This is a genomic window from Celeribacter sp. (assembly GCF_048270365.1).
Lineage (GTDB): Bacteria > Pseudomonadota > Alphaproteobacteria > Rhodobacterales > Rhodobacteraceae > Celeribacter.
This window is the reverse complement of the sequence record NZ_JBLWTA010000005.1, coordinates 14,763-29,633: the sequence shown is the minus strand read 5'-3', so window position 1 is coordinate 29,633 and position 14,871 is coordinate 14,763. Positions and strand designations below refer to the sequence as shown.

Below are 14,871 nucleotides of genomic sequence, written 5' to 3'. Positions count from 1 at the left end.
GTCTGCGGGCCTGTCGAACCATATGTCAACATATGAGCCACGGGCCAAACGTCTCAGACAGAGATAGAGGCTCCGTCGCCGAAATGCGAGGTGTTTTCCTCAGAAAAACGCGAACCCCGGCTTAGTTGCGGAAAACGCACAGTATTATTCTTTGGCACTCACGGATTGCCCGGCGGCGTCAGACCGTCGACGGCGGTCTCTACGGGGAAGTTGTTCCGTTTGCGCGTCATTCCACTGGTAATATCGCGCGCGATCCCCCATATCTATAAAGGTTACAAGGAAATTCTCACAGGCGGGCGACGACCCGCGCCATCACTGCGGTGCGCAATATGCCCCCCAGTTTCTCCTCGTATCCTGACGACCAACCAAACGAACAGGTTCCAAGCTGCCCCTTTAGAGGAGAGCCTTCGCGCGTGCGCGATCGCCGCCTCGTAGCGCCGCTTGCCCCCGAAAAGGATACCCACGATGACCAAGCAGATACCTCACAGCGAAGACACCAATACGAAAAAGCCGACGATCGCGCGCAAAGGCCCGACCAAGACCGCGACGCAGGACGCGGCTCCGAAACCGCGCCGTTCGATTTTTGACGACTCCTACGCCCCTGTTGGCGCGGAGTTGCGCAAGGCGTGGTCGCGCCATAGCACCAAATCATGAACTCAAAGAGACCGTCATTCGACGCGCCGTTCGCCATGTGCTTAGGAGCCATTTTATGACCGCTCCCGATCTTCGCATCAAACTCGGCTGTCGATTTCAGTTCGACCTGCCGCAACCGACCCCGATGATCGCGCTTTTGAACGTGCATTTCTCACGGGTCAGCGATTTGGAATATCCGGACCACCTCACCACAACGCCCCGCGTACCGATGAGCGGCTATCGCGACGGGTTCGGCAATTGGTGCACACGGATGATCGCGCCACAAGGACGTTTCACCGTCGAGACGCAAACGATCATCCGGGATACAGGCCTGCTCGACGCGCGCCCCGAAATCGGCGCACAGGCCCCGGTTGAGGCCCTGCCTGACGAGGTGCTCGTCTATCTTTTGGGCAGCCGGTATTGCGACACCGACACCCTATCCGACACGGCTTGGCAGTTGTTTCAAAACACGCCCCCCGGATTAGCTCGGGTGCAGGCGATCTGCGATTTCGTGCATGGACATATCCGTTTCGATTACCTTGCTGCGGATGCCACCCGCAGCGCCGCGCAGGCCTATCGCGACGCGCAGGGCGTCTGTCGCGATTACGCGCATCTGGCGATCACCTTTTGCCGTTGTATGAACATTCCCGCGCGGTATTGCACCGGCTATCTGGGCGACATCGGCATGGAGCCGCCCTATCCGCCGGGTGACTTCGCAGCCTGGATGGAGGTATGGCTTGACGGGCGCTGGTGGGTGTTCGATCCGCGCAACAACATGCTGCGCATCGGCCGGGTTCTGGTCGCACAGGGCCGCGATGCTGCGGACGTGCCGCTGACCCATTCCTTCGGCGAGAACGTCCTGACGGGGTTCGACGTGTGGAGCGATCAAATCAGCTGATGTGCCGCTCAAAGACAGGTCCGCAAGACGGGTCGCACTGCGCGGAAAAATCTTTTATTTCTTTTCCTTTGCTATTCGGAGCCCCGTCCTGTACCCCATAGGAGCAACGTTTTTTCCATCTGCATCCTGTCTCCCTTATCGGTTCCAGTCTGCCATTTCGATCAGACTGTGCCGGGCAACCGCATTCACGTGGGCTGCAAAAATAATCCAGGAGACATCACAATGGCCAATGGCACTGTGAAATGGTTTAACCAATCTAAAGGCTTCGGCTTCATCGCACCGGAAACCGGTGGACGCGATATTTTCGTCCATATCTCCGCGATGGAACGCGGCGGCATCGCCCAGTTGGATGACGGTCAATCCGTCACCTTCGACGTCGAATCCGGACGCGACGGCCGCGAGTCCGCGACCAATCTGGCACTCGCCTGATCTGACCGGTTCGGACCCGGCGATCATCGCCGGGTCCTATGACCAGGGAGGCCTTATGCCCCGTAAAGAAAAAGTCACCTCTCTGTTTCGCGAAACGGCCACCAAGCCGGCCACTCCGCATGATCGCACCGCTGCGGCGGCCCGCGAGATCATTGAAACAGAAGCTGCGCGACGCGCAGAATTGACGGCCAACCTCAAAGCGGCCCGTCTGGCGCGCGATGCGCATCAGGCTGCGCCCGACGCAGCCCCTGTCTCTGACGAGACCAACAGCTGAGCCACTTTCATGGACTCACACTGACCCACCGGGGAGAGCCCTGGATCAAGATGGAGCGCCAAACATGACACCCAAACAGACGCCTCAGGGCGCACACTCCCCCGTATCGACGTCCTTTGTCGAAAAGACGAAAGTCGCTGACCTCGGATGGCAGAATTTCTTTCGGCATTTGGCGGCGGAAAAGACATCCGAAACACGGCAGGCTTTGCCGCGAAACGTTCAGGAATAACACCATTTTTCCATAGCTTATGGAAGATGGTGTTCCCGGCGGCCCGACTGAGAGCGATCAGGCGCCTCTTGCGCCGATCAGCATTCGTCGATGCGCCTCTGGGAGGTGAAATGGCAGAGCATAGTCTCTGCCGTTTTGCTTTTATGTGCCACCTTTCATGGAATACCGGGCTTACACGATTTCCGTTTTTTCTTCGTTGTGCATCTGGTCATTCGTTTGCCGCGCAGCGAATTTCAGCAATCCGCCCAAAGTACCGCGAAGCGGCTCGGCAGTTGCTTCTAAACAACACCCTCAAAAGCCCTCCCCGTGCTTCCTTATTGCTTCCCGATTTGAAATGAGAACAAAAGAGAACACCATAAAACCCAATATCAAATTGATTTTATTTATAAAATTGGCGATCCCTTGAGGACTCGAACCCCAAACCTGCTGATTAGAAGTCAGCTGCTCTATCCAGTTGAGCTAAGGGACCGCGCTTTGACCACATCAGACCTGGGTCACGGTCGAAAAAGCGCCGGTGAACCGGCGCTTAGACATCACGAAACGGCACCCGTGAAAATCAGCGTAAAGTTATCTCGAGAGAGTTCTTAAAGGCAAGCGCAAACAATAGGTTATTTTTACCTCCTTTTGACCCGGAGCAAAGATCTCGCAAAAATCGGGGCAAGATCCCGCGAAACATATGAAAAGGCAACAAAAAAGCCCGCCGGGGCGGACCTGGTACGTCAGTTTTTATGTGGCCTATGCGACGTCTTTCACCTCAACAAAAGACCGGACCTCAACATATATAGCGCCGATGCCGGAAGTGTCTCCGCGTCGAACTGCAAGAAACCTGATCTGGCGCACAGGGCATTGAACAGAACATTGAATAGGGCCATCGCGTGCGACACCCGCCCAAGGGCTGCATGCATCCTACAGATCGTGGCAAACACGCAGAGACGCGGAACGGGCCATCTTCCAAGACATCAACGGCTTCGACAATCCGCGCCTTAGATTTTACGACACCACTGTCGTGCAAATTGACGACCTCACCCTTTGTAAGCTCTCCGGCAATTATAGCTTCATATTCCCGCAGGGCTCTTCCCCCCTCAGAGCCCGACCGACATCACCACCCGCTCGACACCGGCCTTCGAGACCATGTTGAGCTCAATCAGCGGCGCCCGCCCGCGATTGGCCGACGCCTTGGCAGAGGTCTTGTCGATCAGCGAGATTTTGGCCGGCGCGTAGTTTTCGCGGTCATCCAGGATCGCCTGTGCCTCGGCGACCAGCATCCGCGCGCCACGCTTGTCGCCGGTGCTGCGCGCCAGCTCCGCCTCGAGAAAGAGCTCGTTGGCCAGCGCCAGCTTGTCGGACTTGATGTTATAGGCCACTTCCACCCGCGAGCTCGACAGGCCCAGCCCGCCGATCTCGTCGATCATGCCACGCACCTGTGCCAGTTTTTCCGGCGTGTCGCGCAGCCGCTCGAGCGTGCCGTCGGAGAAGCTGGCGATGATGTGGTGCATGGTGGGGGTGTTGGCGCCATCGGTGATTTCCTTAAGCTCCACCTTGGTCAGCACCTCGCGTTTGTCCTCGCCGATCACGTCGAATTCGAGCTTCTTTTTCTGCACCGAGGTCACGCTCATGTCGGCGCTGATGCCGGCGATATCGGTGGCCATGGTGGCATCGCCCCCCGTCCAGCTGCCCTCCACCGTGTCACCGCTTCCCTTGTCGAACCGCTCGTCCATATCGCGCTGCAGGCCCGTGTCGTTGATCAACGCGCTGGTGCCCATGCCGAGCGCGGTGAAGGTCTGGGCATAGAGCGAAGCCTTGGCGCTGATCCCGATCTCGGTCTGCACCTCGGTCTTCACCACCGACTTGTCGAGCCCGTGGAAGACCTCTTTCTTGCCGCCCATGCCGACGCGCGCGGTGATCCCGGCGCTGATGCCGAAGCCGTGCTTGTTCTTGGCGCCGGACTTGTAATCAGGGTCATCCTCGCCATCGTCAAACATATCGCCGTCATTGCCGCCGGGCTGCCAGCCCATCGCCGCCTTAGCGCTGATCGCCGATTTCAGTCCCACGCTGCCCTTCTGCCGGTGGAAGCTGCTGACATCGCTCGCCGTCTCAAAGATCTCGGCGCTCGGGCGTTGGCGTTCGGTGAGGCGCAGGAGCGTGTCGAGCGCGGCCTGTCGGCCCGCCTCGCCCTTCGGAAAGCTCAACTGGAAGCCGCGCGCCAGCTCACCGCCCGCATCGGCCGAAAGCTGGGCCGCGAGCTTCACCTCGGCCTTGCCCCCGCCCAGCTCGGCCTCGGCCAGTTTCACCGCCGCCTGCAAATCGGCGCCCAGCTTGGCGGTACCGCCCGCCATGCCCAGCAGCTTGATCTCGCCCGAGCTGCCAGTCTCGATCACCATCGACTTGAAGAGCGAGCCCGCGAGCCGCCCGCGCAGGGTGATCGTGGCGGTGGGCTCGAGCGGGATGCGACCGGTGTTGAGCTTGATCTCTGTGCCACTCATCAAGTCGAATTTGCTGCCATTGGGCATCGCCTCAACCAGCGCCGCCAGTTCCTGCCGCATCTGCGAACCGATCCGACGCTTGTTCGCCAGGAACATCAGCCCATCCATCGCGAGCCGCCCGAAGCGGCTGCCCTTGGCCGGCGCGCGCTCCACAAGCCCGGTGTCGAGCAGCTGGTCGAACGTGCCACGATCAGCCTGCCGCTGCCAGTCGGCCAGCGTGCGACCGGTGAGCGGCGCCTCGATGGCACGATCGATCTCGGTGGCAAAGGCCTCCGTATCTAGCCCCCAGTCCTGCAACTGCGCAACGATCTCCTCGCGCTTGTCAGCCATGGCGTATTCCGGGTTGAAGCCGAACTCCACATCGGTCGGGGCGGCGTCGAAGGGCACCTGCGAAAGCACGGCGGAATGGATGATCCGGTCGACCGCAGCCAGCAGGTTCGGCGCCATGTCGCGCCGCTCGGCAAGGAGCTCGGCGCGGGCCAGACCCAGCTCGGTCTGCATCGCGCGCAGCCCGGCCATCCGCTCCGGGCCGGTCTCCCGCAGGAAGACGATGGCGCGGGCCTGGTCCTTCAGCCCCCTGACCGCATCGAGCCCCGGCACCCGCCCGCCGCCAAGGGCCATTCTGCCGCTCCAGCTGCGCTTGAGCAGGGTCGCGTCGAACCCCTTGAGTTGGCGCAGAGCCGCGTCACGCTCGCGCTCGATCATCGCCTTCACCGCCCCTTCCGGGTGGTTGGCGGCGGTGGCGTCGAGGTCGATCACCTTCAGGATGAGCTGCGCGCTCTTCAACCCCTCAGGATGTCGGCTGTCGATCCGGCCATGGGTCGCGGCGTAGTCGGCCAGAACCTCTTGGTGCAGCAATATCTCGTCCTCGAGCGCGGTCAGCTCCTGCGCCACCTGCAGGCTCACCTCGGCATTCACCGCCAGATCCGCCTGCAGGGCGTCGAGCCGCTGCCCGGTCTCGCTCGGAGCGCCCGTCTCGGTGGCAAAGAGCGCCTCATGCACCGCTCCGCCGATCCCCGCGAAGACCTGCGCCAGCGCGGTACCGCCATCGGCCGAAAGGTCATCGCCCAGCGCCGCGCCGAAGCTCTCCATCGCGTCGGTGGCGATCTCCTTTTGCAGGAGCGTGCCCATTGTCCGGGTCTGGCTGCGCAGATCGGCGCGCAGATTGTCCTGAATGTCGCGGTTCTCGATCACCGCCTTGAGGCCGCGCATCCGGTCCATGGTCTCGTTGACCTGCCCGACCCCAGTGAACCCGGCCTTGCCGAGCCGCTCCATGTTCTGCTGGAAGGTCGCCCCCACCTCGCCCAACGCATAGCCCATCGAAGTGATGTCCTTCTCCGACAGCCCGGTGATCTGCAGGATCGCGGCGGCGTCGAACCGCTCGTCGGGGGCGATGCCGAATTGGTTGTAGCCCAGCGTCGCCTCTTCCGCGGTGGCCAGCCGCTCCATGGTGAGCGCCAGCTTGGCGACCTGGAAGGCAGCCTGCCTGTTGGTTCCGGCCAGCCCCTGCAGCATCTCGTCGACCACCGCATCGGGGGCCTGCCCCGGCGCGCCATCCTCGCCGGTCATATGCGTGCCGCGCGCTTTGAGCAGCACCGAGGCCTCGGCCAGCCGCGCCAGGTCGGGGCCGAGCGCGCGGGCCGTGCGGGTGGCCTGCGCCTCGTAGGCATCGCGCAGCGCCGCCCCCTCGCGGCCCCGCGTCACGGCGGCATCGAGCCCGTCGCGCAGCCGCTCTGGCAGCCGCGCGCGGATCGCCTCGTGGCCCAGCCCGCGCAGCCCCTCAGCCCCCAGCGCCGCCACGTCCTGCGCCAGCCCCGGCTCGGCCTGCGGATCGAGCGTGGCCAGAAAATGCCGCGCCGCCCCATCGGCATAGTGCTCGGCCCGGAGTGCCGAAAGCACCTTCGCCGCGCCCTCGCTCTCGGTGTTCAAAAGCGGTGTCGGCCCCACCGTGACGAGACCATGGGCCAGGCCGCGGGTGAGCTGTTCGAGCATCTGCATTTTCTCGACCGGGCCATGCGCCGTGCCCCGCATGAGCGGGGTGTCAGCCATCGCCTTGAGAAACGCGCCGGTGACCTCCGCCGCGATTTCCGGCCGGTCGGCAAACCCCGCGCGCATGTCAACCAAGATGCGGGACAGCCCCGCATGGGCGTCGCGCAGCTGGTCGGAGGGATGCGCCTCGGCATGGATCGCCACCAGAAAGGCCTGCACCTCGTCACCCAGCTCGCACCCGTCGGCGCGGACCTGCGCAAGGTCCGGCAGAGCCACGTCAAGCGCCAGCCCCACGAGCTGCATCCGCAGGGCATCCACTTCGGGCCGGGCGAGATTGAAACGCGCGGCCTGCTCGACCTCGGCCAGTGCGGCGCCGATCTCGGCCATCAAAGCCTTGCGCTCGGTCAGCTGTTCGGCCCGGGTGCCGGTTTCGGTGGTCGCGGCCCCGATGAAGGCCTCCGCACGGGTGGCGAGCCCGGCCACTTCGCCCGGCATCTCCGCCAGCCGCGCCTGTGCAGCCGGGCTCATCGGCGGCGGGCCGGGCGGCGGCGCGGGCTGGGCCAGCAGATTTTGCGGCGCATTGAGCTGAGGTGGCACAGCCTGGTTTGGGGCCTGATTGGGAGCCGGGTTGGGCGCAGGTTGAGGCGCGCGGTTGCGGGCGGCGGCCAACAGGGTCGCGGTCTTCACTCGGGGCGGCTCGGGCAGTTTCTGCGGCGGCGGGCTGGTCTTCCGTTTGGCGCTCGAAACCAGCGTGGTGGCTTTGGTGCGCCCTGCCCTGTCGGCTTGGAACCTTGCAAAATTGAGCCCCGGAAGCCCGACGCTCCCCTTCACGTTGGTACCCATGGCGAGCCCTCCTCGTTGATGCGTCTGGCGCGGTGTGGGTCAGCCCCGGATCAGGAGCGCGCCCATCTCGTCGGCCAGCGGGGCCGGGGTCGGGGCCACATCCGCCCGCAAGGCCCGGCGCGCGGCCTCGACCCCGGCCACGAAAGCGCCGAGAAACCGGTCGAGCTCCTCCGGACGCGCCACCCGTTCGCCGGTCTCGTAGCAGAGCTGAAGCGCGGCGCGGGCCGGATCATAGGCGATGAAGGCGCCGGTGGGGCTGAGTGCGAAGAAGTTCATCTTGAGCGCCCGCAGGATCACACGGCTCTCGGCCTCGTGCGCCCGGCAGATCTCGGCCCAGGCCAGCACCGTGCGCGCCTGCGCATCGGCCTGCAGCGTCACGTCGACTGGCTCGCCCCCATCTGCCTCGAAGCCGATCGTCACAAGCCCGTCGGCATCGAGCGCGAAGGAGGCCACATTCTCGGCGAAAACCACCTCGAGCGCGGTGTTGACCTGGCCTCGAAACTGCGTGTCGTGCTTCATGGACACCCCCGGCAAGCTGTAATGACGATCTTTCGATAGGCAAAATGCGGAGGCTGCGTAACACTTTCATGTCAGCCCGCACGCCTTGGGCGCGCTGCGGTGCGGCCTGTATCATAGATCACAGAAGGAGAGCCCAGGGCCCGGCTGCGCCCCGCTCAGGTGAGCGAGAGCAGCATATGGACGACGCCAATCAGCAGCAGGACTTTGTCCAAACCTTGGTTGCCTCTGCGATCTCAAGGAGGTGGTCCTCAAGCGTTTTGCCAGTCACCCGTTTACGGGGCTTCAGGTCGTGATCGCCGTCTTCCAGCCAGTACAGCGTCACAGCATTGGACAGATCGTAATCCTGCACCTCCTCGCGCGCGCCGAAAGGATCGCGGGTGCCTTGGCAGATGAGAATTGGACAGGTGATCTCGGCAAGGTTCTCACCACGCCGATGGCCGGGCTTCTTTGGTGGATGGAACGGGAAGCCGAGGCACAGCATGCCTTTGATCCGCCCCGCGTCATACAGGTCCTGTGCGATCAGGCTGGCCACACGGCCGCCCATGCTTTTCCCGCCGATGATCAGCGGTCCATCGCAGCCAAGCGCATCAATGGCGGCCAGAAATTCTGGCGCGTAGGTGTCGGCCTTGGCTGGTGGCCGCTTAGAGCCGCCAGAGCGACGGGCTGACATGTAGCTGAACTCGAAGCGGGCGACGCGGAAGCCTTGGGCTTCCAGCCCTTCGGCAAACGCATTCATCCAAAGGGTGTCCATCGCTGCGCCAGCACCATGGGCCAGCAGGATCGTGGTGCGCCCCGTTTCGTCCCCGTTCAGCAGGAAGTCCATCGTGCCTCCGCCGAGATCAGACTATGGTGCCTGTGCGCTCAGCCTCTTCGACGGCCAGTGCGGCCATCTTCAGGGCGGCGTCACGGCTACTGGCAACCGCGATGAACCGTCCGTTGTGACAGAACTTTGCGCCCTTGACGCCGCTGGCGTCTTCCAAGGCCGCGTCGGTCAAGCCTGCCCATGCGGCAGGCAAATCGGCGCGTTGTTCAAAACTGTCACCGCTGATGCGAATCCCGCCGATCGACCAGTCATCGTCGCGGGGGTTCACCACAAACAGAAGGTGGTCCGCGCCAGTCGCCTCAATGGCCGAACGGAAGGGCATGCCCATAGGCAATTCCAGAATGCGCGAGGGGCCAGCATCCGAGATCGCCTTGGTGACAATCGCCTCGGCACGACGCTTGGCGGCTTTCTTGGCGATCGACGCCTCGACAAACGCCCGCGCAATCGGCAATGCCTCCGCGAAGGCTTTATCGTCCGCGTCAGAGCTGCGGTTGTCGAAGACGGGCTTTAGGCTTTCCAACAGGACCGAGAGGGTCAAAGGCGTCAGCGGACCTGCGACCGAAGGGTTCATCGCGCCGTTGTCCATCAGATCGATGGGCAGGACAAAGCTCTGCTCAAAGCTGGCGTGGATGTCATCCAGATCGGCCTCGGGGACCTCCAGAGCGCGTAGGTACTCATGACCGTAATGTTTCCAGATCAGACCGAAGGAACTGTAGGGCTGTTCGTCCTCACGCACAGGATTGGGGCGCTGGTGGTGATCAAAGATGCCCGCCTCAGCGTCATATTCGCGGCCCACATCATAGATGATCTTGCCCTCACCGGGGGTGATCCATGCGGCGTCACGGGTGCGCACCACCTCGGCCTGCGGGAACAGGCGGGTCAGAAGGACCGAGGAGAGAAGTTCATCCGCGTGAAAACCGCCATTGTGGGTGACGAGATGGGTAATGGTCATGATGGGCACTCTGGCAGGTCTGAACATACAATGGGCGACCGGTTGGGTCGCCCTGGGGAAGTCGTTTTTGGGAATTTCGGCGGCGATGCCACGCGCGCACAACATGTTGTGCGCCGCGCTCACCGATAGCTCAATCTGGAATTCCGCGGGATCCTTGTCCCGATTTACACCGGATCAATGGGTCCAGGGCATCCGTCTGTTGGTTGCGAAGTTTTCGCCATAGCCGCCTGGGCGGATGTTGTGGGCACGGGTCTTCGGCTCTTGCACGACATAATCGATGCCATGCTCTTCGGCGTAGGCTATGGCCTGTTCCTTGCTGTCGAAAGTCATCTTGACCTGAGTCTGAGTGTCTTTGGACGAGGTCCAGCCCATCAGCGGATCAATGTCACGGCTGGTGGCCGGCGCGAAATCGAGCAGCCAGTGTTTGGTCTTGCCTTGCCCGGATTGCATCGCGTTGCGGGCGGGCTGATAGATACGAGCGCGCATCAGGGGACTCCTTTGTTCCTTGCCAGCGTTATCCCCGTTTCTGTCGGGTGTTTCAAGCCTTTCAAAACCACGCAGGTCCCGCTTTGCGCAATAAAAAACCCGCCTGTCAGGGCGGGAGAGAAAGAAGTGACTGCCCGACCGGGGTGTGGGAGCGAGGGGTGGGGTGGGGTGTTACACGCCCGGCCGGGACAGTCTGTTCTGCTGCTTGCACAATCAGCTTAGTCGCGAAGGCTTTCGTTAAGCAAGGCAAAATATCGCTTAGGTTGCAAAATAAATCATAAAATTCTCCCTATGGTAGTAACTCTTTGTTTACCTTTCACGTCACACCGCCTTGAAGCCCAAGAGTCTGGACCCGAGACTTGAAACGTGAACAAAAAGAGATCATTTGTTAACGACCTGCCCTCTTCCCCGCCGCCTCCAAGGAGCCACCATGGACCCGCTGATGATGACCGATCCGCCGAAGGATCTGAAAAATCGCCCCAAGCTTGAAGGCGGTAAGCGTTTTGTCATGCACAGCCATTTCGAACCCTCTGGCGACCAGCCGACCGCCATCGCGGAGCTCTCCGCCGCCATCGAGGCGGGCGAGCACAATCAGGTGCTCTTGGGCGCCACCGGGACGGGCAAGACCTTTACCATGGCGAAGGTGATCGAGCAGACCCAGCGCCCGGCAATCATCCTTGCGCCAAACAAGACGCTGGCGGCGCAGCTTTATGGCGAGTTCAAAGGCTTTTTCCCGGAAAACGCCGTCGAATATTTCGTGTCCTACTACGACTATTATCAACCCGAAGCCTACGTCGCGCGGTCGGACACGTTTATCGAGAAAGAAAGCCAGATCAACGAACAGATCGACCGGATGCGCCACGCCGCCACCCGGTCTCTTTTGGAGCGCGATGATGTGATCATCGTGGCCTCCGTGTCGTGCATCTACGGCCTCGGTTCGCCCGAATTGTACATGGCGATGACCATCGACCTGATGCAGGGGCAGGAGTATGACCAGCGCCAATTGATGAGCGATCTCGTCGAGCTGCAATACCGGCGCAATGACACCGCCTTTGATCGTGGATCGTTCCGGGTGCGTGGCGACAGTCTGGAGATTTGGCCCGCCCACATGGAGGACCGCGCGTGGAAGCTGTCTTTCTTCGGCGAGGAGCTTGAGAGCATCACCGAATTCGACCCGCTCACGGGAAAGAAAACCGACACGCTGGAACAGGTGCGGGTCTATGCGAATTCGCACTATGTGACGCCGAAACCGACGATCAAACAGGCGATTAACGGCATCAAGGCCGAGTTGAAACAACAGCTTATCCGCTTCACCGATGAGGGTAAATTGTTGGAGGCGCAGCGGCTGGAACAGCGCACGAATTTTGATCTCGAGATGCTGGAGGCCTCTGGCTTTTGCAACGGGATCGAGAACTATTCGCGCTATCTGACGGGCCGCGCGCCGGGCGAGCCGCCACCCACATTGTTCGAATTCATCCCCGACACTGCGATTGTGTTTGCGGATGAAAGCCACGTCTCCGTGCCCCAAATCGGCGGCATGTATCGGGGCGACTTTCGGCGCAAATCCACGCTGGCGGAGCATGGATTCCGCTTGCCGTCCTGTATGGACAACCGGCCTTTGAAATTCGAGGAATGGGACGCGATGCGGCCGCAGTCCGTGTTTGTGTCGGCCACGCCGAAGGACTGGGAATTGGAGCAATCCGGCGGCGTTTTCGTCGAACAGATCATTCGTCCAACGGGCCTTTTGGACCCGGTGGTGGAAATCCGTCCGGTGGACACGCAGGTCGACGATCTCTTGGACGAGGCCAAGAAGATGACCGCGCTGGGACGGCGGATTTTGGTGACCACGCTCACCAAACGCATGGCCGAAGATCTGACCGAATACCTCCACGAACAGGGCGTGCGGGTGCGTTACATGCACTCCGATATTGATACGATTGAACGGATTGAAATCCTGCGCGACCTGCGGCTTGGGGCCTTTGACGTGCTCGTCGGGATCAACCTCTTGCGCGAAGGTTTGGACATCCCGGAATGTGGTCTCGTCGCCATTCTGGACGCCGACAAAGAGGGCTTCCTGCGCTCGGAAACCTCGCTGATCCAGACCATCGGCCGCGCCGCGCGGAACGCCAAGGGCCGTGTCATTTTGTACGCCGACAAGATCACCGGTTCGATGCAACGCGCCATGGACGAGACCGACCGCCGCCGCGCGCGTCAGATGGCCTATAACGAGGAACACGGCATTACGCCGCAAACCGTCAAGAAGAACGTCGACGACATTCTGGCCGGTCTCTACCAGGGCGATGTGGACATGAACCGCGTGACCGCGACCATCGACAAACCGATGGCGGGGCAGAACCTGCAAGCCGTGCTGGACGGCCTCAAAACCGACATGCGCGTGGCCGCCGAGAACTTGGAGTTCGAAGAAGCCGCGCGGCTCCGCGACGAGATCAAACGTCTGGAAACCGTCGATCTGGTGCTGCACGACGATCCGCTGGCACGGCAGTCGGCGGTGGACGATGCAGTGGCGGATGCGAAGGCGAAGAGTGGACGGTCGACGGCGGGAAGACCGGGCCAAAGAGGTGGGAAGGCTGGACGGGGGAAGAAGAAGTGATCAGACGATCATTCCTCCCCTAATCCGACACATCCGGCAATGGCTCAACCCTTCGGGGCCATATTGATCGTAGAGATATTCTTTTTCGGGCCGTGACAGCACGCACCCACAAACGTCTGCATGCGTTATCTCTAATGCTCGTCCCCGATGCATTTCATATGAATCCGGGCCCAGCTTAAAAATATATCTCTGTGTATTAGTACGGCGTTTCCGTTGTTCCGCCATCGCAGAAACTTCGAATGCGATCACGAATTCCTCAATTCCAGGAAGATAAAGTTGCTTAGAAAATTTTCGCAATAGGCATATCCCTTCGCCAAAATGAGTATTCAGACGGGAGCACAAAAAAACAAATCAAGACGTGCATCCAAATTTAAATTTGACTTTCATTTCACTTTATGAATTCCGTTAAAATTCAAAATAGCACGATTCGGATCACCCGCGCAAAGTGAGGCAATTTTCACTCTCTCACTTAAGGTTTGAATGTGTTCGGACATGCCACGGCATGTCCGATTGGCCTAGCGCGACAGTTCAGTTCACTCCGCCGCCAACCCCTTGCCCAAAGGCCCCTGCCCGCTTGGCGTCTCGCCCTTGATCTCGAAACTCGCCCGTGTCCGGGGCAGCGCGTAGGGATGCGCGCCTTGCAGCCACGTCAGCAATTTCTCCCGCACTTCACAGCGCAATTCCCACAGTCTCGGCGAGGTCCGCGCCGACATTAGCCCGCGCAGTTCCACCACGTCTGACGCGCTGTCCACGACTTGCAGGTTCACCACCTGCCCGTCCCAATAGTCGCTGTCTTGCACGAATTCCTTCACCTTCGCGCGGATGTCATCAATCGGCGCGGTGTAGTCGACGCGCCACATGACGGCGCCGATGACGTTGGTGCTGTCGCGGGTCCAGTTCTCGAACGGGTGTTCGATGAAATAGGTCAGCGGCACGACCAGACGGCGCCAGTCCCAGATGCGGATGACGACATAGGTGGCCGTGATCTCTTCGATCCAGCCCCATTCACCCTCGACGATCACCACATCGTTGATGCGGATCGGTTGGGTGAGCGCAATCTGGATGCCTGCGAAGACGTTCGACAACACGGGCCGCGCGGCGATACCCAGCACAAGACCGGCGACACCGGCGGAGGCGAACAGCCCGGTGCCGATCTCGCGCACGCCGGGGAAGGTCAAAAGGATGCCGCCAGCCGTGAACATGAAGATCACGAAGAACATCACTTGGCGCAGCACACGGAGTTGGGTGAGTGTCTTGCGCGCGGTGAGGTTTTCTTCGTCATCCGTGTGATAGCGATTCATCGCGCGGGTGGTGAAATGGTTGGCGACGATGTAGCTGGCCCAGCCGAGCGTCAGGATCAGGATGATGCCCATGACGTGGCGGATGGAGACAAGCCATGAGGCCGGCAGAGAGACCAGAGGTAGCACCACCATGAGCGACAGGAAGACGGCCATGAGGCGCATCGGGATGATCGCCTGGCGCATGGTGACGCGGGCGATATGAGAGCGGTCTGAGAACAGGCGGCGGATCACCGCGCGGAGACTCCAGTTGATCAGGAGGCCCACGAGAATGGCCCCCACGACGATGGCGACATCGACGAAAAAGTAATCGAGGCGGACGAAAAAGGTGCGGGTTTCGGAGAGAAGCTCTTCGAAGGTCAAGAGGGAGGTCCCTATGCTGCGGCTGCGAGATACTCTATTTT

The 14,871-nt window shown here is 61.3% G+C and carries 12 protein-coding genes and 1 tRNA gene; 6 read left to right on the top strand and 7 right to left on the bottom strand.

The genetic code is table 11. From position 1 onward, the window contains the following. Positions 1-465: 465 nt before the first annotated feature. The 5 genes from ACN0X0_RS08455 (at position 466) to ACN0X0_RS08435 (ending at position 2,801) form a co-directional block, all read left to right on the top strand. Positions 466-654 carry a hypothetical protein gene (locus ACN0X0_RS08455; protein ID WP_417278791.1) on the top strand — a complete coding sequence of 63 codons (189 nt, stop codon included), beginning with the start codon at positions 466-468 and terminating at the stop codon, positions 652-654. A 55-nt stretch (positions 655-709) separates the two neighbouring features. After that, positions 710-1,531, top strand: a complete 822-nt coding sequence (locus tag ACN0X0_RS08450; RefSeq protein ID WP_417278790.1) for a transglutaminase-like domain-containing protein — start codon at positions 710-712, stop codon at positions 1,529-1,531. A gap of 222 nt (positions 1,532-1,753) precedes the next feature. Continuing rightward, entirely contained in the window at positions 1,754-1,960 is a 207-nt protein-coding gene (locus tag ACN0X0_RS08445) for a cold-shock protein (protein ID WP_417278789.1), read from the top strand. A 55-nt stretch (positions 1,961-2,015) separates the two neighbouring features. Beyond that, on the top strand, positions 2,016-2,234 hold the full coding sequence (locus ACN0X0_RS08440; RefSeq protein WP_417278788.1) for a hypothetical protein: 219 nt from the start codon (positions 2,016-2,018) through the stop codon (positions 2,232-2,234). A gap of 147 nt (positions 2,235-2,381) precedes the next feature. After that, positions 2,382-2,801, top strand: a complete 420-nt coding sequence (locus ACN0X0_RS08435; protein WP_417278787.1) for a hypothetical protein — start codon at positions 2,382-2,384, stop codon at positions 2,799-2,801. Between the two features lie 54 nt (positions 2,802-2,855). Here the strand turns inward: ACN0X0_RS08435 and ACN0X0_RS08430 are convergent. From ACN0X0_RS08430 to ACN0X0_RS08405, 6 genes are all read right to left on the bottom strand, one after another. Beyond that, positions 2,856-2,932: transfer RNA gene (locus ACN0X0_RS08430), tRNA-Arg, on the bottom strand. Positions 2,933-3,545: 613 nt separating this feature from the next. Further along, positions 3,546-7,778: a hypothetical protein gene (locus tag ACN0X0_RS08425; RefSeq protein ID WP_417278786.1), complete on the bottom strand. Its 4,233-nt coding sequence runs from the start codon at positions 7,776-7,778 to the stop codon at positions 3,546-3,548. Between the two features lie 39 nt (positions 7,779-7,817). Continuing rightward, a complete protein-coding gene (locus tag ACN0X0_RS08420; RefSeq protein ID WP_417278785.1) occupies positions 7,818-8,297 on the bottom strand; it encodes a type III secretion system chaperone in 480 nt (159 codons plus the stop codon). A 190-nt stretch (positions 8,298-8,487) separates the two neighbouring features. Further along, complete coding sequence (locus ACN0X0_RS08415) at positions 8,488-9,120, bottom strand: alpha/beta family hydrolase (RefSeq protein WP_417278784.1); 633 nt, start codon at positions 9,118-9,120, stop codon at positions 8,488-8,490. Positions 9,121-9,136: 16 nt separating this feature from the next. After that, positions 9,137-10,072, bottom strand: a complete 936-nt coding sequence (locus ACN0X0_RS08410; RefSeq protein ID WP_417278783.1) for an MYG1 family protein — start codon at positions 10,070-10,072, stop codon at positions 9,137-9,139. 174 nt (positions 10,073-10,246) lie between these two features. Then, positions 10,247-10,558 carry an ETC complex I subunit gene (locus ACN0X0_RS08405; RefSeq protein ID WP_417278782.1) on the bottom strand — a complete coding sequence of 104 codons (312 nt, stop codon included), beginning with the start codon at positions 10,556-10,558 and terminating at the stop codon, positions 10,247-10,249. Between the two features lie 430 nt (positions 10,559-10,988). On the opposite strand from ACN0X0_RS08405, the gene uvrB reads away from it, so the two are divergent. Further along, entirely contained in the window at positions 10,989-13,169 is a 2,181-nt protein-coding gene (gene uvrB, locus ACN0X0_RS08400; RefSeq protein ID WP_417278781.1) for an excinuclease ABC subunit UvrB, read from the top strand. Positions 13,170-13,702: 533 nt separating this feature from the next. Here the strand turns inward: uvrB and ACN0X0_RS08395 are convergent. Then, entirely contained in the window at positions 13,703-14,830 is a 1,128-nt protein-coding gene (locus ACN0X0_RS08395) for a mechanosensitive ion channel family protein (protein ID WP_417278780.1), read from the bottom strand. Positions 14,831-14,871: the final 41 nt, after the last annotated feature.